The organism is Nostoc sp. TCL26-01, from assembly GCF_013393945.1.
Lineage (GTDB): Bacteria > Cyanobacteriota > Cyanobacteriia > Cyanobacteriales > Nostocaceae > Trichormus.
In genome coordinates this window covers 4,193,445-4,214,733 of record NZ_CP040297.1, presented here as the reverse complement: position 1 = coordinate 4,214,733, position 21,289 = coordinate 4,193,445, and the positions used below count along the sequence as shown (strand labels likewise).

The following is a 21,289-nucleotide window of genomic DNA, read 5'->3' as shown; positions in this document are numbered from 1 at the left end:
AAAGTAATCCTCTCATTTCTAATCGGTTGCATAAGGTGGATCAACCACCTTATTTACTTAATTTAAATTGATAATTTTTCACAACTTCATCATCAAAAATGCGTCAATTCATCCAAAATTTTCAAATCCGACCAGTTACTCGTCGTCATGCCCTATTTGCGCTTGGTTATAGCTTAGTATTGTCTACCACAATATTTAGTTGCAGTAATTCACAAAATAGCCCTCAGCAACAAGCAGCTTCACCCACGTCAAATGTAGCCAGTAATACTACTAATAAATTGGTGAGAATAGTTCGTTCCAAACAACTGACAGCCTTAGCTGTTTTGGAACAAAAACGTATTTTAGAAAAAAGATTAGAGCCTCTAGGCTACAAGATAGAATGGCCAGAATTTGCGGCTGGACCCCAGCAATTAGAAGCTTTAAATACCAACGCCCTTGAAATTGCTTTGACAGCTGAATCACCTCCTGTTTTTGCCCAAGCAGCCGGGACACCTCTGGTTTATTTAGCGGCTAATTCTGCTGATGGTCAATCAATTTCGCTGTTAGTTCCAGCTAACTCGACAGTGAAGAGTGTCAAAGATTTAAAAGGGAAGAAAATTGCTTCCCAAAAAGCATCTATTGGTCACTATCTCATAGTTAGAGCTTTAGAAAAAGCAGGTTTAACACTGAGCGATATCCAGCCAGTTTATTTACCACCTCCAGATGCAAATGTGGCCTTTAGTCAAGGCAAGGTTGATGCTTGGTTTATCTGGGAACCTTTTGTAACTAGAAATGTGCAGCAGAAAGTTGGCAGAGTTTTAATAGATGGTGGTGATGGTTTACGGGATACTAACAACTTTTACTCAACAACTCGTAAGTTTTATCAAGAAAATCCAGAAGTGATCAAGATTTTTTTAGAAGAATTACAAAAAGCTCAAAATTGGGCGAAAAATAACCCTAAAGAACTAGCACAATTACTTGCTCAAGCTACTCAACTTGATCCACCCACCTTAGAAATAATGCACAGTAAGTATGATTTCACACTCATACCAATTACTGAACAAATTATTACCAAACAACAGCAAGTAGCTGACAAATGGTATAGTTTAAAATTGATACCTAAACAAGTAAATGTTAGAGATGGTTTTCTCACTCCAGAACAATATGCAGAAATTACTCCCAAAGAAGTGTTAGCGAACAAATAGTATTAAAAGATTTACTGTTGTAGGATATGAATGAGTAGAAATAAAAGCTTGCGTGTGGTATCTTATCTAGCTCCTAATTGGTGGGAATTCTATCAAGCGATCGCCACATATTTAAGTCGGGTTTTACAAATCGCTACTCAACTAGAAGTAGGTAAATCTGATCCTCTAGCAGATCCTCTATTATTGCAAGACCAAATAGACCTAGCTTTTATTTGTGGATTGCCATTAATTCGCTATAGTCAAATATCTCCCCAGCAGTTGCAGACATTGGTTGCCCCTGTGATGCAGTCATCACGATATGGTAACCTTCCTATTTACTATGCAGATGTCATTGTCAATGCTCATAGTGATCACAAAAGGTTTGCCGACTTGTCAGGAAAAACGTTTTGCTATAACGATCTTGGTTCTAATAGTGGTTACAATTTACTCTGCCATTACTTAAGTCAAGCAAGATATCCCAAAAATTTCTTTGGCAAAACCCTACAATCTGGTTCACATCAGCATTCTATTCGCTGGGTCGTTGAGGGATTCGCAGACTGTGCCGCAATTGATAGTCTGGTATTAGAACAAGAACTCAAGAACTTTCCCGAATTATCACAGCATTTGCGGGTGGTGGAAGTGCTGGGGCCTTCTCCGATGCCGCCTCTGGTGGTAGCACAGCGCCTAGACATATCTCTAATTGAGCAAATGCGATTGGCTTTACTGCAACCAGATGCACAGATGCAAAGCGTGATGCAGCAGTTTGGAGTCAAGCGTTTTGCAACTGTGGAATTAAAAGATTATCAGATATTACATCAAATTTATAGCGATCGCTTTACGGTTAGATGATCTACAAGTTAGTCCATCGTGTTACTATGCAATACAGTATAATATAGGGTATTATAATAGTATTTCTAACTCATAAAGTTGACAATGAGCAAAGAAACTATAACCTTTCGTTTGGACTCAGAAAAACGCAAGTCGCTGGATGAAATTGCTTTACTATTAGAGCGCGATCGCTCTTTTGTATTAAACGAAGCAATTAATGCTTATCTAGAAATGCACTCATGGCAACTAGATCATATTCAAGAAGGTATACGTCAGGCAGATGCAGGCGAGTTCGCTAGTCCAGAAGAAGTGGCTGCTATATTTGCAAAATGGCGTAAATGAAAATTGTTTGGACTCGACTAGCTTTAGCAGATTTAGATGCAGCATACGACTACATAGCTGCAAGCGATCCTAATGCTGCTACAGATACTATAGACCGCATTGAAAAAGCTCTAGATGCGTTGCTAAAATATCCTCAAATTGGCAAAGTTGGTCGAATTCTTGGTACTAGAGAATTAACAATTACTCGTACACCGTTTATTATTCCTTATCGATTAGAAGCTGATCAAATTACAATTTTGGCTATTATTCACGGTGCTAGACGCTGGCCCGGTAATTTTTAAGACACGGCATAAACCCAACTCTGCTTTTGAGCCGATAACACCGCATCTTCATAAACTTGCCCAAATAAGACTCGCTGTGCATGACTCCCACCAATTTCATGCAAGCGTGACAAAATCGGCTTGAGTTCGGCAACTGTTGTCTGAAAATCTCCCTTGGCATGAGCTACCATCGCTCTAGCGGTGGGGATGGCAACCTCTAACCAACTCCATCGCAGGAAAGGATTAATACTCAAGGTGTGATACTGCATACTCACAAGCATTTGATTTACCCAATCATAGTGTCCAGCTTTAGCAAGGGCATAGACATAATGTAAGTCTTGAAATGGTAAAGCGTGTTCATCAATCCGGCTGTAAAGATAAGGACTGATGCCTTGCCAACGATCGCCCACATCTACACCATGTAATTCTAAGCGCAATAATAATGATATGGCTCCTACTTGATCTTTGGGAGATTGTTTATTGGCACGTTCCCAAATGTGTGTGTCATAAAGGTTTAGGACTTTCTCATGGTTTTGCAACTGCAAATAATATAGGGCGATGTGCCACCAGTTGTGAGTGTAGAGCATAGAGTTGCAGTTTTCCCAGGTATGAGCAAAACTCTCCATCCAAGCTATCCCTTCATAAACTCTTCCTTGCGTTTCCATAACATGAGCGATCGCATGATGCGCCCAAGGATCATATTTATTTACAGCGATCGCTTGATTAGCCATGTTCTCTGCTGCTTCTAGTTGGTGACATTGTTCTAATCCAAACGCCACCATACCGTATAAATAGTGATTTTCCAGATTGCTAGCTAAGACTTTTTGGGCAATTTGCCGTAATCTTACTTTATCACCCAAGTAAAAATAGTGATACTGTCCCTGCTGTACGGAAATCAAGTCACGCGGAAAGCTATCAGTAATTTCTTCATGAATGGCGATCGCTACCTCAATCTCCTGATTTGCCCAAGCGGTAATCCCTTGCACATATAATTTTTCTCTGGCAGTAATCTTGGCAGAATGCTGTTGTGCTGCGCGCAGATATGGTTGAGCTTGCTGCCAAGCTTTGTGGTTTTCTTGGGTGAGATAATAAGCTGCCGCATAAGCATGAGCTAATGCACAAGTGGGATCTGCGGCAATGGCTTGTAAAATTGCTGTCTGGGCATCTTTGCCATAACTCAACATCTGGCTGCTAAAACGGTTAATGGCAGCGATCGCTTTGACTGAATCTGTTGTTACTACTAGCCCTTGTGCATCTTCAAGCATGATTAGTTCCTTACACCAAAACTTTTTGAGGTGCGAATCACATCTCTAACTAGGTTATTTACTAAAGTACGGTAAGTCGGTCGAATTAGTGTACTTACTATTAACCATGAGTATGTCATACTCATGCAAAAACTGCAAGTGCAAACATCTGTAAGTTGATAGATTAACCGTATTTAGTTTTATCAAGGTCTTGATTTACTGCATACGCTATGCGATAGTCTAGAAAATACAAACTACAGTAAATCGGTAGACTTACCGTATAAAATTAGGGAATCTTCTTCCGACATAAATATCATGCAGCTACTTTGGTTTATTCCCACCCACGGCGAAGGGCGTTATTTAGGTACTAGCATTGGCGGGCGAGTAGTCAACTTTGATTACTGGCGACAGATAGCGCAAGCGGTAGATCACTTGGGCTTCACCGGGGCATTACTACCTACAGGTCGTTATTGTGAAGATGCGTGGATTTTGGCATCAACCTTGGTGACACACACCAAGCAAATGAAGTTTTTAGTAGCCATACGTCCGGGATTAATGTCACCGGGGGTAGCAGCCAGGATGGCAGCAACATTTGATCGCATTTCTGGTGGGCGTTTGTTGATTAACGTTGTTACAGGTGGCGACCCAGCAGAATTAGCTGGTGATGGACTGCATCTTGCCCATGACGATCGCTATAAATTAACAGACGAATTTTTAGCAGTATGGCGAGAAATTGCCGCCGGCGAAATAGCCAATTTCCAAGGGGATTATCTCAACATTCAGGATGGTAAGCTGTTATTTCCTCCAGTCCAAAAACCCCATCCCCCTTTGTGGTTTGGCGGTTCTTCCCCCATAGCTCAAGAAATTGCTGCTAAACACGTAGATGTGTATTTAACTTGGGGCGAACCACCAGCAGAAGTTGCCCAAAAGATTGCCTCTGTACGCCGACTAGCCGCAGCCCAAGGAAGAACATTACGTTTTGGCATTCGTCTCCACGTGATTGTGCGAGAGACAGAAAGCCAAGCCTGGGATGCAGCCAACGATTTAATTCGCTACGTAGATGAAGAAGCGATCGCCAAAGCCCAGCAAGCTTACGCCCGTATGGATTCTGAAGGACAACGCCGGATGACAACCCTACACAACGGCTCTCGTGAAGCCTTAGAAATTAGCCCTAATCTATGGGCAGGCATCGGCTTAGTACGTGGTGGGGCGGGTACAGCTTTAGTTGGCGATCCTGATACCGTTGCTCAAAGAATGTTGGCTTATCAAGAATTAGGTATTGACACTTTCATCTTCTCTGGCTACCCCCACCTAGAAGAAGCCTATCGAGTAGCAGAATTACTCTTCCCACGTTTACCCCTACAGCATCAACCAACATTAGAACCACAGCTATTGAGTCCCTTTGGCGAAATTGTCGCTCACCAAGAATTCCCCAACCAACCAGTCAAAGAAAAGACTGTAACCACCGTAGATTAACTATCCAGATTTACCATATTAATCATTAGCAGATGAGTATAACTTACCCATCTGTTATTTTTTGATGATATATAGTTTATTATAAATAAAATTGATTTGCAGTTAATCAAATACCATTCTTTTTTAAAGCAACACAGCCAGGATTCGCTGTTACAATACGACCAATCCGCTAAATTAAACGAGACAAACAGCTTATGATTACTCAAATGATGGTTCAACCCTCATTCTGGGTAGAATCTGGAATCAAACTCAGTCAAGTTAGGAACACATATTTATTTAAATTTACTGAAGAATTACAGTCTCGACTTGAAGAATTGTCTGAGAAGAAAAAAGCCGGATTGCTCACCTCAGAGGAAGATGCTGAATTGGCAGGCATATTGGAGCTTGATAGAATTTTTACCTTACTCAATGCCAAAATCATTTCTGAATCATGACGGTCAATGATGCCACCAGAAAATTAGTCACAGAATTAGTAGCAACCCAACATGATCTGAGGAACGCAATGTATATCTTGGTGTTAAGTAAAGCTACCGCTACAATCAACCTACAATTTTTTGGCAACCTTTTAGCCTTACAGCGCTACTACTGGATTGACACAACTGAGCAAAATACTGATTTATGTTGGGTTTCGCTGTCGCTCAACCCAACCTACTTTTATGAACTTAATCAATAGTCTTTTAATGACTCATTTGTAATACTTTATTTACACGAGTATCTTCATAGTTCATAACTCTTTCTAAAACCGCTTCCCTGATATTTATAAATAATTCACTAGCTCTGTCTCGTGGACGAGGCAAATTTACAGGCACATCTAAAGCAACCCATCCATCTTCAATTACTATCACTCTATCTGCTAAAGCAACAGCTTCCTCCACATCATGAGTCACTAAAAACGCCGTAAAACCTCGCTCTTGCCACAAATCTTCAATTAAATGTTGCATTTCCAAGCGAGTTAAAGCATCTAATGCTCCTAAAGGCTCATCAAGTAATAATAAACGTGGTTGACTCACTAATGCTCTAGCTAATGCTACCCGTTGTCGTTGTCCTCCAGACAATACATAAGGCCATTCACTTGCCCTATCTTTCAGTCCCACTTGTTCTAATACCCATTTAGCTTTTGGTTGCCAATTTTCCTCTAAACCCAAACCCACATTCTCAACTACACATTTCCAAGGTAGTAAACGCGGATCTTGAAACATAACTCTGACAGATTGACTGAGTTTGCGTAGTGGTTCTCCATCTAATAATATGCCACCTGTCGTAGGTTTATCTAAACCTGAGATCAGGCGTAATAAGGTACTTTTACCACAACCACTACGCCCGACAATAGCAATGAATTCACCTGGATTTACTTCCAAATTTAATGATTTTAAAACAGTTTTATTCCCAAAAACTTTAGTCAAATCTAAAATCTTTATTTGTGAACCTTCTGTGTGTTTAGCCATGAAAATTTCTCCTTTCTAATATCTGTTGCACTGCACTATACACGTCTTCATCCAGCAGATTTATAGTTGGGATTCCATGCTAAAAATTTGTTTTCTAGAGCTTTAGCAATGGAATTTGCTAGTTTTCCTAATAAGGCATAAATGACAATACTTAACACTACAACATCGGTTTGCATGAACTCACGAGCATTCATTGCCATATAACCAATACCGGAATCTGCCGCAATTTGTTCGGCTACAATCAATGACAACCACATAATCCCCAAGGAAAATCTGACACCAATTAAAATGGAAGATAAAGCTCCTGGGAAGATGATTTGCCACAAAAGCTGTGATGTTTTTAATCCATAAACTCTGCCCATTTCAATCAGCCCAGGATCTACACTACGAATTCCATGATATGTATTAAGATAAATTGGGAAAAAGACCCCGATGGAGACTAGAAACAATCTCGCTTGATCACCAATTCCAAACCATAAAATTACGAGAGGAATTAATGCTAGGTTGGGAATAGTACGCAGCATTTGCAAAGAACTATCTAACAATTGTTCTCCCAGGCGAGAAAACCCAGTGATTAATCCCAAAATAAAGCCAATACCACCGCCAACGATAAAACCAGATATGGCGCGTGCAGCACTTATTCCCATGTGTTGAAAAAGTTCTCCAGTCGCAGCCAGCTTAAATGCTGTAAAAACTACGCTGCTGGGTGCTGGTAAGATTCTGCTAGAGAGTAAACCAGTTCTAGAAGAAAATTCCCATAATAATAGTACGAAAAAAGGCACTATCCAAGGAATGATTTTATCAGCGTATTTGTGGTTGATTAGTTCTTCTAGAAATTGTTCACTGCGTTGAGGATTTTTCAGAGTAATAGTCATAAATTACCAACTTGTTGTTTGACAAGGTTCTGATTGACGAAATCTTTGTGGTGTGAAGTTTATTTGTTTTATCTCTAAAAGAGAGAGGAATTAATCAAGGGAGAACCCCAAAATTTACTTGGTTATCAGGGTACTCTGCCTCTAAAATACTTTATATTGACCGATTTACCGTATATTATAGTCAATCATACACGAAACTAAGTAAAAATCAATCCTAAAAGGTAGGTAGTTGGAAACTTTACTTAGTGTGAGTTGCTAACTAAAAAGTCAAAAAGTATTTAAATCCTTTGGATCAGCCGATATGAGTGTGAAACCATCATCTTTGGCAATAATTCTAGACCCTATACCAGAGATGATACTTCAAACATTCCTTTCTTTAAAAAAGTTTAAAAAACTGAATGCAAACACTCTATTAGTGATAACTGCATCATTATTACTATCAGCTAACGCATTGATCAGAGTATATCTAGTTAATAATCTTGGCATTTATCCACAAAGATAGTTGTAGTGATCAACACAAGTTACTACTGAAAAAACTATAGTAATTAGGACTTACGCACTCAACCAATAAACCCTTCTGAAGGTGGTAAATAGTCAATGGTAAAAATCAAGTTTTTTTGGACTGTTGACCCTTACGGGTGACGCTCCTTCTCCCAAGGGGAGACGCTACGCGAACGTCGCTAACGATAGTTGCTTTCCGACACAAGGCGACACGCCACTCCCTCAAGTCAAGCCACTGCGTTGCGGGGGTTACCCCCGTTGTAGCAAGTGGCGCGGGAAACCCGCCCACGGGGGTGGCTCAGGAACGCACCATCTCACTATTGACAAAAAAGCCAAAAAATCTATTGACACTGCGTAAGTCCTAATAATGCACTTTGGTTTTGGTTCAGACAACGTGGTGTAGTCATACTTACGTATATGGTCTATGAGTAGGCAGACAAATTAAATAAACGAAATAATTGCAGTTTCATCAACCTGCATATTCCTATATCTCTACGCCTCATTCTCCACCCGAAAATTAACTTGCGTTTTCACAGGTTTTTATATAATATACTTTAAACCGATTTGCTTACCGTATTTTATTCCAAGCAAATAGCTATTCAAAGTATTCTCAGGTGAAATTCTTTGCCTATGAGTACTTAATCTCTACAGGCTCGCAGAAAGTAACCACAATTATCTGGGAAAATTTGTCTAGTTACCATGCGGTTCTACAACTTCCCTAACTTCGGGAAGAATTTAAAAATTTGAATACCATCATTCATCAGAACTAATGAAACATATCAATAGCTTCATGACGTTAGTTTTGAGTGTTTGTAGTAGGCGGTTTAGTGCTAACTGCAAGCTTGCTAATTCACTAATTTAAGCTTGACAAAATACTAGGCTAGTGGCAACAGCAAGTTTTACCTCTGTCCTATCTCTGATAACTTTGTTGTTTTTTTAAACCAAGAGCATTTACTGTGAGGAGTGAAGAATCATGTTAACATTTCGTGGGAATTTTCAATGGCTAGTGTTTGTTATTACCATGCTCAATATGCTGGTGCTTCCTGTGCTGAGTCCAGAGAAAAGCCATGCCAACACGCCTGAATCTACAGATTCATTGCTATTAAACACTAATGATACTTCTGAACAGTCTTCAGAGTCTGTTGTTGAAAATAACCAAGATAATAATTACCTATTAAATCAGGTGACACCGCTTTCAGAGATTGTATCACCAGAAAATAGGCGAGCCAACACATCTAAACCAAAGGATAAAAATTCAGCAGCCAGTCAGGTTAATTCTGTGTCTCAGTTATCGGATGTGAAACCAACAGACTGGGCATTTCAAGCATTACAATCTCTAGTAGAACGCTATGGTGCGATCGCAGGTTATCCCGATAGTACATTCAAAGGCGATCGCGCTCTTACCCGCTATGAATTTGCCGCCGGTCTAAATGTAGCATTAGATCGCCTCAATGAAATCATCGCCAGTTCTACAGGAGATTTGGTTAAACGAGAAGACTTAGACACAATCAAAAAACTACAACAAGAATTTTCCCCAGAGTTAGCTAATCTCCGAGGACGAGTTGATGGACTAGAAGCCAGAGCAGCAATTCTCGAATCACAACAATTTTCGCCTACAACTAAACTCACTGGTCGAGTACAGATTGTGCTTGGCTCACTTCTAGCAGGTGATAACGTTCTCACGAAAAGACCAGCACCCCGCGTCGTGACACTGCAAGATTCAGTCTCTTTGCGATTAAATACCAGCTTTACAGGTAAAGATTCACTAGGTATCACAATGGGGGGTGGAAATATTGAATCCTTGGGGCAAACAAGAGCTGGATTACTAGGTACTTTTGATGGCAGAACTGCTGATAACGCCAACGTTACCAGACCACGTAATGATTTTTCGATTAGTGGTGTGCGTTATCGGTTTCCACTTTCTGACAAGACCCAAATCAATATTTATGCTTTATCTGATGGAGCTAATGAGCTAGGTTTTACGATTCCGATTAATCCATATTTTGAAAGTAGTTTAGCAACTGGTTCCAATGGGATTTCCCGATTCTCACGACGAGCTTTAGTCTATCAATATGGAGATAGTGGTGGTGGAATTGCCGTCCTCCACAAATTCAATCAACAGTTCCAAGTGGGAGTAGCTTATAGCGCACCCAACGCTAACAACTTTGCAGAGAATAATGGCTTATTTACAGGCCGATACTTAGCTTTGGCACAGGTACTATATACCAGTCCCAAGTCAAATTTTCGGGCGGCTCTGACTTACGTCAATACTTATAGTCCACCAAACGCTCAAGGTTTAAGTGGAACCAACTTTGGGCCAGCCGCCGGGAGTAACTTAGTGAATAGCACTGTACCTGGGACGGGAACTGTCGCTAATCTTTATGGTATACAGGCTTTTTATCGATTTAGTCCCAGGTTTGCTATCAATGGTTGGGTGAGTTATGCTGCACACCGCTACTTGGGGCGTGGTGATGGCAAAGCGATGGATTGGGCTGTAGGGCTGGCATTCCCCGATCTTGGGAAAAGAGGCAGTCTCGGAGGATTGTTTGTCGGTATGGCTCCAAAACTGATGAGTCTGAGCAAGAATGTAGATTTGGGAGCAGGCTTAGGACAAGCTGACAAAGACCTTTCCTTACATATTGAAGGATTCTACCAATATAAACTTGCAGATAATATTGAGATTACGCCGGGTTTTATTTGGGTAACTGCACCCGATTCTAATGACAACAACCCTGATAGTTTATTTGCATGGGTGCGTACTGTCTATAGGTTTTAGTTGGTCTTGAAGTCAGATATCAAAGCTATTTCACCCCTGAATTCTGCTGTCATTCATGAAATAGACTACTAATTTTCGTGCAAGTGCGATCGCCTTTGGTCATGATCCTCTCTAGCATTCATTTCCACACGGCTATCTTGATTAACAAACTTGTGTTAAGCACCACTTGCATTTTTCTCATAAATGTGTGAAGCTTTGTTTTAATAAAATACGGTAAATCAATCGAGTTTAAGTAGATTATTAAAAACCTACTAAAGTATTTCATTTACTGAGTGATCACAAAGCCAATAGTTTTCCCCATTTTCCATCCCCATGACTCAAATCTAGATTGATGATGCTAACAACTAACCTATGACTCAACTGAAAACACTACCAATCTACGATCCAACCTTATTTGAGGGTGCTGCTGAAGTTTACGCACAATATAGAACTAAATACCCACCGACAGTTTTTGAAAAACTCACAGAAATCTTTAATCTCAACGGTGAGGGAAGACTGCTGGATTTGGGTACTGGCCCAGGTTTAATTGCCATTTCCCTCAGTCCCAAATTTCAGGAAGTAGTGGCGATTGATCCCGATGCGGATATGCTCAAGGAAGCGCAACGCCAAGCAGCAACCACAGGCGCAGACAATATTACTTGGCTAGAACAAGGAGCAGAACTGATTAACCCTAGTTTAGGCAGCTTTAGACTAGCTACCATTGGTAGGGCGTTTCACTGGATGGAACGGGAAATTGTCTTGGAACGACTGCATGAATTATTGACAGATGATGGAGGAATTGCCCTGCTCAACACTGGTGATAATCCTTGGGTAAGTTCTTTACCTTGGAAACAAGCAGCCATTGAAGTAGTAAAAAAATGGTTAGGAGAAGAACGGCGCACCGGACAACGAGGACAAGGTATTCGTAAACCAGTTGATCCTCCTCACGAAGTCGTAATTGCTAACTCCAAATTCGCCCGCCAAGAAGTATACGAAGTGCCATTTGCCAAATCCTGGACAGTTTCTAGCTATCTTGGTTACTTATACTCTACAGCCTTCTCTCTGAAAATCTTTTATGGCGATAAGGCCGAAGCATTTGCAGCAGATATCACACAAGCCTTACTAGCAGTTGAGCCTTCTGGACACTTTACAGAAGAACTCAAAGCCACAATTCATGTCGTTTGGAAACATTAGATAAGAGAAAAAGCAGATGAGCAAAAAACGCCAGTTTCGTTTAGGTGCATTTATTCAAGCTACAGGACATCATGTTTCCGCTTGGCGACATCCCGATGCACAAATAGATGCTGGATTAAATTTCGAGCATTACAAAGAAATTACCCAGACTGCGGAACGTGGTTTATTTGATGCCGTGTTTTTGGCTGACAGTCCAGGGGTTTGGGGTGGCTCTCCAGAAACTCAAAAACGTAATGGTAAACTCGTTCATTTCGAGCCAGTCACACTCTTTTCGGCCTTGTCTGCTGTCACCAACAACATTGGCTTTATTGCTACGGCTTCCACTACCTATGAAGAACCCTATACCCTAGCTCGGAAGTTTGCTTCTTTGGACTACTTAAGCAATGGCCGAGCAGGTTGGAATGTCGTCACAACAGGTAATGAAAACGCCGCAGCCAATTTCGGACTAGAGCATCATCCAGAACATAGCCAACGTTACGAACGGGCAGAAGAGTTTGTGCAAGTAGTCAAAGGGTTGTGGGATAGCTGGGAAGATGATGCTTTCATACGTGATCGAGAAGCTGGTATCTATTTCGACGCAAACAAACTACATATACTTAACCACCAAGGCAAACACTTTTCTGTTAAAGGCCCCTTGAATGTCGGCCGTCCACCACAAGGTTATCCAGTGATTGTCCAAGCTGGAGCTTCGGAAGCTGGACGAGACTTAGCTGCACGGACGGCTGAGGTGATTTTCACAGCCAATCAAACTCTAGCTGATGCTCAGGAATTTTATGCCGATGTCAAAGGCAGACTGGCAAAATATGGACGCTCTCCAGATGATTTGAAAATTATGCCTGGAGCCTTCCCCATCATTGGCCGGACTGAGGAAGAAGCCCAAGAAAAGTACGCATTCATTCAATCCTTAATTCATCCTGATGTTGCTTGGGGCATTTTAAGCAACTATTACAAAGGTGTTGATTTATCACAATATTCTCTAGATGATTTAGCGCCGGAATTACCCACCGATACCAACAATAATAAAAGTCGCTTGAAGTTAGTTAAAGATTTAGCGACTCGTGGAACTCTCACACTGCGCCAGTTGTATCTTGCTCTGGCTACTGCACGAGGCCACCGCACTATTATTGGTACTCCTGAAAGTATTGCTGATCAATTAGAGGAATGGTTTAACAAGGGTGCAGCAGATGGCTTTAACATCATGCCACCCATTCTACCCACAGGATTAGATGACTTCGTGAACTTAGTCGTTCCCATCCTCCAGAAACGCGGATTGTTCCGTACTGAATATGAGGGCAGTACCTTACGTGAGAACCTGGGACTACGTCGTCCGAGCAATCAATTTGCTGTCAAACAAGTGGATGAGAGATTGGTTTTGGTATAGATAAATAGGGCTTGCGGAAAACGTCTGATTGTTGGGGTAGGGAATGGGGAATAGGCAATAGGCAATAGGCAATAGGGAATGGAGGGTGGGGAATAGAAAAGAGTGGTGAGTTTCGAGTGCTGTGGATGTTTGTATGGTGAGTCCAGTTGTAGTGAATAGACCACCTCTCATATTCTCACTCAGTACTCATAACTCATTTCTCAGCACTGCTTTTGTCATTTATTTAAGGAAAAAATATGACTGAATATAGCAGATTGAAAACTTCTCGCTCGGCTGCAATCAAAGCCAAGTTGGATTATCCAGTAATTGACACCGATGTTCACACCAATGATTTCTCACCTGCGTTGGAAGATTACATCGCTAATTATGGTGGTGCAAAACTTGTAGACGCATTACGCAAAGCAGAATCTTCTCGTCTCAATTCCAAAGTCAACGGTAAAGACTGGTATCAACAAACTCCAGAAGAACGTCAATATAATCGGACAATTCGTTCTCCTTGGTGGGCGAGAGTTACCCGCAATACGCTAGATTTAGCTACCTATACTTTGCCGGAACTATTTTATGAGCGTCAAGCAGAACAGGGATCAGACTATTCTGTGTTGTTTCCTAACAATGTTTTAGCACCTGCTGGAGCTAGTCTAGAACATCGCCAAGCATTACAACGGGCGGTAAATCACTATCATGCTGACTTGTATCGCCAATATAGCGATCGCCTAACGGTAGTAGCTGGTATCCCCATGACTACCCCTCAAGAAGCAATTGAGGAGTTAGAGTTTGCCGTAAAAACACTAAGTTTAAAAGTAGCGAATATTCCTGGTGGTGTGAAGCGACCAATTAAAGCGATCGCTGATAAATATCCCGCCGATCAATATCCAGAAGTCGCTAAATATGCCTCTTACATTGACTTTTACGGATTGGATAGTGAATATGACTACGATCCATTCTGGGCTAAGGCAGTTGAGTTAGGTGTACCAATTACTACCCATTACGGTAGTCAAGGTTGGACTGGACGCTCCTCCATCAGCAACTACATGAACAACCACATCGGTCACTTTGCTGATGGTTCCCAAGCATTTGCTAAAGCACTATTCTTTGGTGGTGTAACTAAGCGTTTCCCACAATTGCGTATAGCTATGCTCGAAGGTGGCGCAGATTGGGGCGCACACGTCTACATTCATTTGGTAGACCGATTCTCTAAACGCAGTCTCCAAGGACTGCAAAACTATAACCCAGAATTGACAAACTCTGATGAGTTGTTCTTATTGTTTGAGCGTTTTGGTAGCGAATTCCTAGCAGCACATCCACTAAGTAAAGAAGAATTGACAAAGAGCGTCTTGGGTTCTTCCTTCAACCGTCATAGCAGATCACCTATTGGTAGTGAACTAGAAGACTTTGCGGCGGCGGGGATTGAAACTATCGAAGATATCCGCGATCGCTGGGTAAATAGTTTCTTCTTCGGTTCCGAGTCTGACGATCGCACCATCAGCGCAGCATTCAACGACAAAGCCAATCCCTTGGGTGTGAAAATCAACGCTATCTACTCCTCAGATGTCGGTCACTGGGATGTACCTGATTTGACAGATCCTCTGGCAGAAAGCTGGGATTTAGTGCAAGAAGGCGTGATTTCTGAAGCGGACTTTAAGGCTTATGTCTTCGCTAATCCCTACAAGTTCTACACCCAAGCCAACCCCGACTTCTTCAAGGGTACGGCTGTTGAGTCTAAAGTACCTACTTCCCAAGTAGATAAGAAGCTTGTAATAGCCTAAGAGGTTGTTTGAAAAGTCAAAAAGTATACTAGAAACCCCTCTCCAAACCTCTCCCCGACACGGAGAGAGGCTTTGAAACCCTTATTTTCTTGTTCCCCTTCCCTAGTAGGGAAGGGGTTAGGGGTTAGGTTTTTGAGATTTTGGTGTTACGCATGATACTTTTCAAACATCCTCTGAGAGTGCTGAGTTAAAAGTGCTGAGTACTTTACTCAGTACTTAACCCAACCTAAATCTGACTTTCTTAATTACGAATTACGAATTGGTACTACAACTATGGCTATCGAACATCGCTCTGGTTTATTGCCTTATCTGTTCTCGGTTGCCTCTTCTGATGCTAACAAACCCGCGCCCTTGGTATTGTTTTTGCATGGAGCGCGCGATCGCGGCAATGATTTAAATATACTGTTGAAATGGGGTTTACCTCGTTTCGTCAATGAATCAAGCCCTTTACCTTACTTCTTTTTAGCGCCCCAACTTCCTGAAGGACAGACTTGGGTAGAGCGAGAATCAGATGTCATCGCTTTGTTGGATAATTTTATTGCCTCCCGATCTATCGATCCGTCCCGTGTTATCTTATCTGGATTCAGTTTAGGTACGGCGGGAGCATGGCACATCGGCGCTTCTCATGGCGATCGCTTTGCTGGTTTAGTCGCCGTGTCTGGTCGTGTTCCCCAAACTTTAGAACCAAATCAACTAGCTGCACTCAAAGAAATTCCTATTCAAATATTCCAAGGTGCTAAGGACGAAAAACTGTCAATTGAAGATACCCAGAAGATTGTCGATACCTTGCGAGTCGCCGGCGGTCAAGTAGATTTTACTGTATTAGCTGAAGGCGATCATTTTATTGCCGATGAAGTTTATAGTGACCCCAAGCTGCAACAGTGGTTTGTTTCACAAAGCCGTCGCACTTCTGTTGCTGTGTGATGCTTTATGTCTTACGCATCATCTGAACACTGGAACGAATTCTTCTCTAAATGTAAGGATGCTGGCGCTGATTTAGATTGGGGAACTCAATGGACGAAGTTTCACCTTCCGTTTCTCAAGTCCCCCAACATTAAAACTGTGCTTGACCTTGGTTGTTTTTTACAATGATTGAGATTGACAGCTACACAATCTATCACTCACCTAATGCGTATATTGGCATCACATTGTTAAATCGCGCTTTATGTGGGATACCCGTTGTAGTCAAGCGTCGCCCAATTTATATACCCAAAGAACGGGGAATCATGGTGGCAGACCTATTAGGCAGTAAAGAAACTCCTGTTCAAGGATCTTATCATCGAGAAGATTGCATCCGTTGGGCCGAGAAATTTGGGATCGAACTGCATTTAATCACTCGTGATCTCTTTCAAGAGCGTGCAAAGAGATGGGTTGCGTCGTCTTTGAATCGAGAAGAACTACCAGCCCGTGTTTATTATGCAGCTGTTGGATCTGGAAAAGAATCATTATTAGATCAAGCTTTCTTTCGTGCTGCTTGGGTAGATGAGATGGATGTAAATGAAGAGGAAGTTGTTAAACACTGTATATCCTCCTCTGGTCTGGATTGCGAGTATATTTTAAACCGCGCTTTCACTATTGAAATTACTCAAATGTTGAACCATTCAATAGATTTGTTTATCAAGGCAGCCTGTCCGGGTGTACCTACTTGGGTAATCGAAGGTGAGCGTTTCTGGGGTAAAGACCGTGTGGATTGGTTGGTAGAAAAGGTGCGCTCAATACTCCCAGAGTAAATTTTACATAGCTATATTTTCCTGGGAAATCAATTCAACAATTTCTCAATTAACTACAAATTCATGACCTTACCAACAACTAAACTCGGTCAAACCGGATTAACGGTTTCCCGTCTATGTCTCGGTACAATGACTTTTGGATTGCAGACAGACGAAGAAACCTCAAGACAAATCCTCGACACTGCTGCCGATGCTGGCGTTAACTTTCTCGATACAGCCGATGTTTATCCTCTTGGTGGGGGACTGGCGACGGCTGGACGTACCGAAGAAATCATTGGACGTTGGCTCAAAGGCAAACGTGAACATTTTATCTTGGCTACTAAGTGTGTGGGACGAGTGGGAACTGCTCCTTGGGATCAGGGTGCTTCACGCAAACATATCTTAGATGCTATTGATGCTTCCCTGAGACGATTAGGAACTGATTATGTTGACTTGTACCAATTACATTCTGATGATGCCTCAACCCCTCTCGATGAAACACTAGCAGCATTAGATACAATTGTGCGGGCTGGTAAGGTACGTTATATTGGGGTTTCTAACTTTTTGGCATACCGACTTGCACGGGCTTTAGGTCGTGCAGAGGTGCGAAATTTAACTCGTTTTGTCTCAATTCAACCCCGCTATAATCTCCTATTCAGGGAGATTGAGCGAGAACTTTTGCCCTTAGCTAAAGAAGAAGGATTAGGTGTAATTCCTTACAATCCTTTAGCAGGTGGTTTACTAACAGGTAAACACAATCTGGCTAACGGCCCTACAGCAGGTACACGTTTTACTTTGGGTGCTGCGGCGGAACGTTATCAAGAGAGATATTGGCGCGATCGCGAGTTCAATACTGTAGAAGAATTACGTACAGTGGCAGAATTTGCGGGATTATCGCTCACTACTCTAGCAGTGGCTTGGGTGTTAGCTAATCCCATCATTACTGCGCCGATTATTGGTGCTAGTCGTCCAGAACAACTAATTGACACTCTCAAAGCAACAGAACTCAAACTGGACGACAATTTGCAACAAAAGCTAGACGACATCACTGCCGAATATCGTCGGGGAGATGCTCTGCGTTAGTACAATTTTCCATCCCAAATATTTCATCTATTAAACAGCTATGATTAAACGCCGTCGTTTTTTAAATGTTGCTGGATCTGGTTTGGGCGGTTTCTCTCTGGCTTATTTGTTGGGAAGTTGTAGTCAACAAAGCCAAAATAATGCGGCAAACAGTACCAGTTCTCTGGAGATTAAAACGAAAGTTCTCCGCATGGGTTATCAAAGTGCGGGGGATCTTGTTCGTAATCGCAAAGTTTTAGAAAAACGCTTAGATCCTTTGGGAATCAAAGTGGAATGGTTGCAATTTGCCCAAGGGCCGCAACTCATGGAGGGGATGGCTGCACGTCGGGTTGATATCGGTTCAGTGGGAGAAACCCCACCAATTTTTGCCCAAGTTGCCGGATCAAATATTGTTTATGTTGTGGGTACACAAAGAACGCCAAACACAGGCAGAAGCAGTGTAATTGCTGTGCCACCAGAATCTCGACTGACAAAGTTTGAGGAGATTAAAGGGCAAGAAGTTTACTTTCAAAAAGGTTCGGCATCGCACTATTTTATTCTCAGAGCGTTGCAGTCGATTGGCTTGACTATCAAAGATATCAAAATCAAAAGTATACCGACTATCGAAGCGCGGGCTGCTTTTTTGGAAGGTCAAATTCCAGTTTGGATGACCAATGATCCACATTATGCGATCGCTGAAAAGATGAATCGGATTCGTGTCCTCAAAGATTCTGTAGGACTAGATTCTCCTGGTAGTTATTATATTGGCGATCGCCAGTTTGCCGAGGAAAATCCTGGCTTACTAAAAATCATCATTGAAGAACTACACGCTCTTGATAAGTGGGCAAGTCTGAATCGAAATGAAGTGAAAAAATTGATGGTTACAGAACAAAAACTCGATGAAGATGTAGCTGAGAGGGTGATGTCTCGACGCACTTTTGCTGGACGTAGAGGTTTAAGTCCGGCACTGATAGCAGAACAACAACGTGTAGCAGATTTGTTCTTTGAAGTGGGTGTAATACCCAAGAAAATTGATATTAAACAAGCATTACTACCGCCTGATCTATATGCTGCCATCACACCCGCAGAAATTATGGTTTAGTTAATGACGAAAAAGGTAAAACTGTCTAAATCTTTTCCACGTGCTGCGAATGCGCCAAATTTACCTGATACACCATTCAGGTTTATTTGCTATTTCGTTAACCAGTTTCGCTGGTGGTATCTATTAATGGTAATCTTGGAGGCATTGCACGCAACTTGTGGGATTATGTTGCCCTATGCCATTGGTGAGATCATCCGCACCGTCACGCGATCGCCAGGAAACAACAAACCCATTCTGGATGCTATCAGCCAACCCCTGATATTATTTACTGCCTTGAGTATAGGTGAAGTTGTCTTTGGGCGATCGGCGGGACTGTTGCAAACAATCCTCCATCCTGTCCACAGACAGCACATTGTTCGCTCCCTCTACGCTTACCTACAACATCATTCCCATCGTTATCTGAGCAGTAGTTTTGCCGGCGCTTTGGCACATCGCATCGCGGAAACTTCTTTGGGTGTAACTCAGACGATGCAAATGCTGATTACGGAATTTATGTCTGTGATCATTGTGCATATGGTTGCCACGATTTTACTGTATCGTGCCTATCCTCCCTTGGCTGCCTTTGTCGGCCTGTGGGCAGTTCTGTTCATCAGTGTTTCTTTCTGGTTAGCTACTCGCTGCCGAGTTTACTCCCGCAAAGCCGCAGCCGCCAGAAGTGAGACAACTGGCATAATTGTCGATGCAGTCACCAATCTCAGTAGTAGCCGACTATTTGCTCGTTTGGGTTTTGAACGACGTTATTTGAATGAGCAATTAAGACAAGAACTCAAAGAAGTAAGGAAATCCAACTGGTATTCAGAGCGAATTCGCTGGTTTCAGTTTATCTCTGCCGCCATTTTGAAAATCGGCACTCTGTATTACTCAGTTTCTCTCTGGAGTCAAGGATTAATTGCTACGGCTGACTTTGTGGTTGCTACTAGTTTGTCGCTATTAATTATCAGTGAAGCCCGCAACTTGAGCCGACGGTTTATAGAATTTTTTGAACATATCGGTAATGTGGCCAATGGTGTATTGACAATTGTTCAACCCCATGAGTTGATTGATCGGGAACAAGCGATCGCCCACTCAATCACCCAAGGGAAAATTGAGTTCCGGCAAGTCAATTTCAATTACACAGACGGTAAGAACGTATTTGAGAATCTCTCAATCACCATTCAATCAGGAGAGCGTGTGGGATTGGTGGGTTTCTCTGGTTCGGGCAAATCTACTTTTGTGAATCTGATTTTGCGTCTATTTGATCCCCAATCAGGACAAATTCTCATTGATGGAGTCGATATTCGAGATATGACTCAAGATGCTCTCCACGCTCAGATTAGTCTGATTCCTCAAGATCCATCTCTGTTTCATCGCACATTGATGGAAAATATTCGCTACGGACGCATAGATGCAACTGACGAGCAAGTAATTGCCGCAGCACGCAAGGCCTATGCTCACGATTTTATTACCCAGATCAAAGAAGGTTATCATTCTCTAGTGGGTGAGCGTGGTGTAAAATTATCTGGAGGGCAAAGACAACGGATTGCGATCGCCAGAGTTATCCTCAAAGATGCACCAATCCTGATCCTCGATGAAGCTACTTCCAGCCTCGATTCCATCACCGAAAAAGCGATTCAAGACACTTTAGATTTAGCAATGAATGGGAAAACTGTCATTGTCGTCGCTCACAGGCTATCTACCATTGCTCATCTAGACCGCATTTTAGTATTTGATCGAGGTCGGATTGTTGAAGATGGCAACCATACTCAACTCCTGGCACGCGGCGGTGCTTACTATAGGTTATGGAAAATGCAAGCAGGTGGATTCTTACCTGTAGAAGCCACTAATCACGACATATCTAAACTACCAACAGGATAGAGGCGATCGCAACTCTAGCAATACTGTAACTTTCATAGGAGTTGGAATTATTTTTGAGAATTTGGCAGGGAACTCGTTTAACGTGAGTTCGACGGAACCTAACCCCAACCCCTTCCCTACAAGGGAAGGGGCTAAAAATCTATATCTTAGTAAAGAAAAAAAAGTAGGGTTTTAAGCCTCTCCCCGACACGAGGAGAGGTTTGGAGAGGGGTTTTTTCAACCGTCGAACTCACGTTCGTTTAGGGTTGAATATTGATCCTAGTGCTGTTTGAACGAGAAATTGGCAAGAAGTACAGACAAGAAAGCAGAGAAGAATAACTAATGACTAATAA

The 21,289-nt window shown here is 42.1% G+C and carries 19 protein-coding genes; 16 read left to right on the top strand and 3 right to left on the bottom strand.

The window, feature by feature from the left end; translation table 11 throughout:
• Nucleotides 1-98: 98 nt before the first annotated feature.
• The 4 genes from FD725_RS18395 to FD725_RS18380 all read left to right on the top strand — a co-directional run bounded on the left by FD725_RS18395 (nt 99) and on the right by FD725_RS18380 (nt 2,614).
• Nucleotides 99-1,184 (top strand): aliphatic sulfonate ABC transporter substrate-binding protein, encoded by a 1,086-nt coding sequence (locus FD725_RS18395; protein ID WP_179049481.1) that lies wholly within the window; start codon nt 99-101, stop codon nt 1,182-1,184.
• A 30-nt stretch (nt 1,185-1,214) separates the two neighbouring features.
• Complete coding sequence (locus FD725_RS18390) at nt 1,215-2,012, top strand: phosphate/phosphite/phosphonate ABC transporter substrate-binding protein (RefSeq protein ID WP_179049480.1); 798 nt, start codon at nt 1,215-1,217, stop codon at nt 2,010-2,012.
• Between the two features lie 84 nt (nt 2,013-2,096).
• Entirely contained in the window at nt 2,097-2,333 is a 237-nt protein-coding gene (locus tag FD725_RS18385; protein ID WP_179049479.1) for a CopG family ribbon-helix-helix protein, read from the top strand.
• Complete coding sequence (locus FD725_RS18380; RefSeq protein WP_179049478.1) at nt 2,330-2,614, top strand: type II toxin-antitoxin system RelE/ParE family toxin; 285 nt, start codon at nt 2,330-2,332, stop codon at nt 2,612-2,614. Before FD725_RS18385 ends, FD725_RS18380 begins: the two co-directional genes overlap by 4 nt.
• Here the strand turns inward: FD725_RS18380 and FD725_RS18375 are convergent.
• Nucleotides 2,611-3,858: a tetratricopeptide repeat protein gene (locus FD725_RS18375; protein WP_179049477.1), complete on the bottom strand. Its 1,248-nt coding sequence runs from the start codon at nt 3,856-3,858 to the stop codon at nt 2,611-2,613. The genes FD725_RS18380 and FD725_RS18375 overlap by 4 nt on opposite strands.
• A 294-nt stretch (nt 3,859-4,152) precedes the next feature.
• Between FD725_RS18375 and ssuD the strand changes: the two genes are divergently transcribed.
• From ssuD to FD725_RS18360, 3 genes are all read left to right on the top strand, one after another.
• On the top strand, nt 4,153-5,313 hold the full coding sequence (gene ssuD, locus FD725_RS18370; protein ID WP_179049476.1) for an FMNH2-dependent alkanesulfonate monooxygenase: 1,161 nt from the start codon (nt 4,153-4,155) through the stop codon (nt 5,311-5,313).
• Between the two features lie 194 nt (nt 5,314-5,507).
• On the top strand, nt 5,508-5,747 hold the full coding sequence (locus FD725_RS18365; protein WP_179049475.1) for a hypothetical protein: 240 nt from the start codon (nt 5,508-5,510) through the stop codon (nt 5,745-5,747).
• Nucleotides 5,744-5,986: a hypothetical protein gene (locus FD725_RS18360; RefSeq protein WP_179049474.1), complete on the top strand. Its 243-nt coding sequence runs from the start codon at nt 5,744-5,746 to the stop codon at nt 5,984-5,986. The genes FD725_RS18365 and FD725_RS18360 overlap by 4 nt, the downstream gene beginning before the upstream one ends.
• A gap of 4 nt (nt 5,987-5,990) precedes the next feature.
• On the opposite strand, the gene FD725_RS18355 is transcribed toward FD725_RS18360, so the two are convergent.
• Together FD725_RS18355 and ssuC are read right to left on the bottom strand one after the other, a co-directional pair.
• Nucleotides 5,991-6,758, bottom strand: coding sequence for an ATP-binding cassette domain-containing protein (locus FD725_RS18355; protein WP_179049473.1), 768 nt, complete (start codon nt 6,756-6,758; stop codon nt 5,991-5,993).
• A 47-nt stretch (nt 6,759-6,805) separates the two neighbouring features.
• Nucleotides 6,806-7,633 carry an aliphatic sulfonate ABC transporter permease SsuC gene (gene ssuC, locus FD725_RS18350; protein WP_179049472.1) on the bottom strand — a complete coding sequence of 276 codons (828 nt, stop codon included), beginning with the start codon at nt 7,631-7,633 and terminating at the stop codon, nt 6,806-6,808.
• A gap of 1,474 nt (nt 7,634-9,107) precedes the next feature.
• Between ssuC and FD725_RS18345 the strand changes: the two genes are divergently transcribed.
• The 9 genes from FD725_RS18345 (at nt 9,108) to FD725_RS18305 (ending at nt 20,957) form a co-directional block, all read left to right on the top strand.
• Nucleotides 9,108-10,910 (top strand): iron uptake porin, encoded by a 1,803-nt coding sequence (locus FD725_RS18345; protein ID WP_256871654.1) that lies wholly within the window; start codon nt 9,108-9,110, stop codon nt 10,908-10,910.
• Between the two features lie 351 nt (nt 10,911-11,261).
• On the top strand, nt 11,262-12,083 hold the full coding sequence (locus FD725_RS18340) for a class I SAM-dependent methyltransferase (RefSeq protein WP_179049471.1): 822 nt from the start codon (nt 11,262-11,264) through the stop codon (nt 12,081-12,083).
• Between the two features lie 16 nt (nt 12,084-12,099).
• A complete protein-coding gene (locus FD725_RS18335) occupies nt 12,100-13,464 on the top strand; it encodes an LLM class flavin-dependent oxidoreductase (RefSeq protein WP_179049470.1) in 1,365 nt (454 codons plus the stop codon).
• A 236-nt stretch (nt 13,465-13,700) separates the two neighbouring features.
• On the top strand, nt 13,701-15,230 hold the full coding sequence (locus FD725_RS18330; RefSeq protein ID WP_179049469.1) for an amidohydrolase family protein: 1,530 nt from the start codon (nt 13,701-13,703) through the stop codon (nt 15,228-15,230).
• Nucleotides 15,231-15,503: 273 nt separating this feature from the next.
• Nucleotides 15,504-16,154, top strand: a complete 651-nt coding sequence (locus tag FD725_RS18325) for a dienelactone hydrolase family protein (RefSeq protein ID WP_179049468.1) — start codon at nt 15,504-15,506, stop codon at nt 16,152-16,154.
• A gap of 164 nt (nt 16,155-16,318) precedes the next feature.
• The gene (locus FD725_RS18320) at nt 16,319-16,960 is read left to right on the top strand and encodes a DsbA family protein (RefSeq protein WP_179049467.1); all 642 of its coding nucleotides are present in this window, start codon (nt 16,319-16,321) and stop codon (nt 16,958-16,960) included.
• A 63-nt stretch (nt 16,961-17,023) separates the two neighbouring features.
• Nucleotides 17,024-18,022: an aldo/keto reductase gene (locus FD725_RS18315; protein ID WP_179049466.1), complete on the top strand. Its 999-nt coding sequence runs from the start codon at nt 17,024-17,026 to the stop codon at nt 18,020-18,022.
• A gap of 40 nt (nt 18,023-18,062) precedes the next feature.
• Entirely contained in the window at nt 18,063-19,103 is a 1,041-nt protein-coding gene (locus tag FD725_RS18310) for an ABC transporter substrate-binding protein (RefSeq protein ID WP_179049465.1), read from the top strand.
• A 3-nt stretch (nt 19,104-19,106) separates the two neighbouring features.
• The gene (locus FD725_RS18305) at nt 19,107-20,957 is read left to right on the top strand and encodes an ABC transporter ATP-binding protein (protein ID WP_179049464.1); all 1,851 of its coding nucleotides are present in this window, start codon (nt 19,107-19,109) and stop codon (nt 20,955-20,957) included.
• The last annotated feature ends 332 nt before the right edge of the window (nt 20,958-21,289 follow it).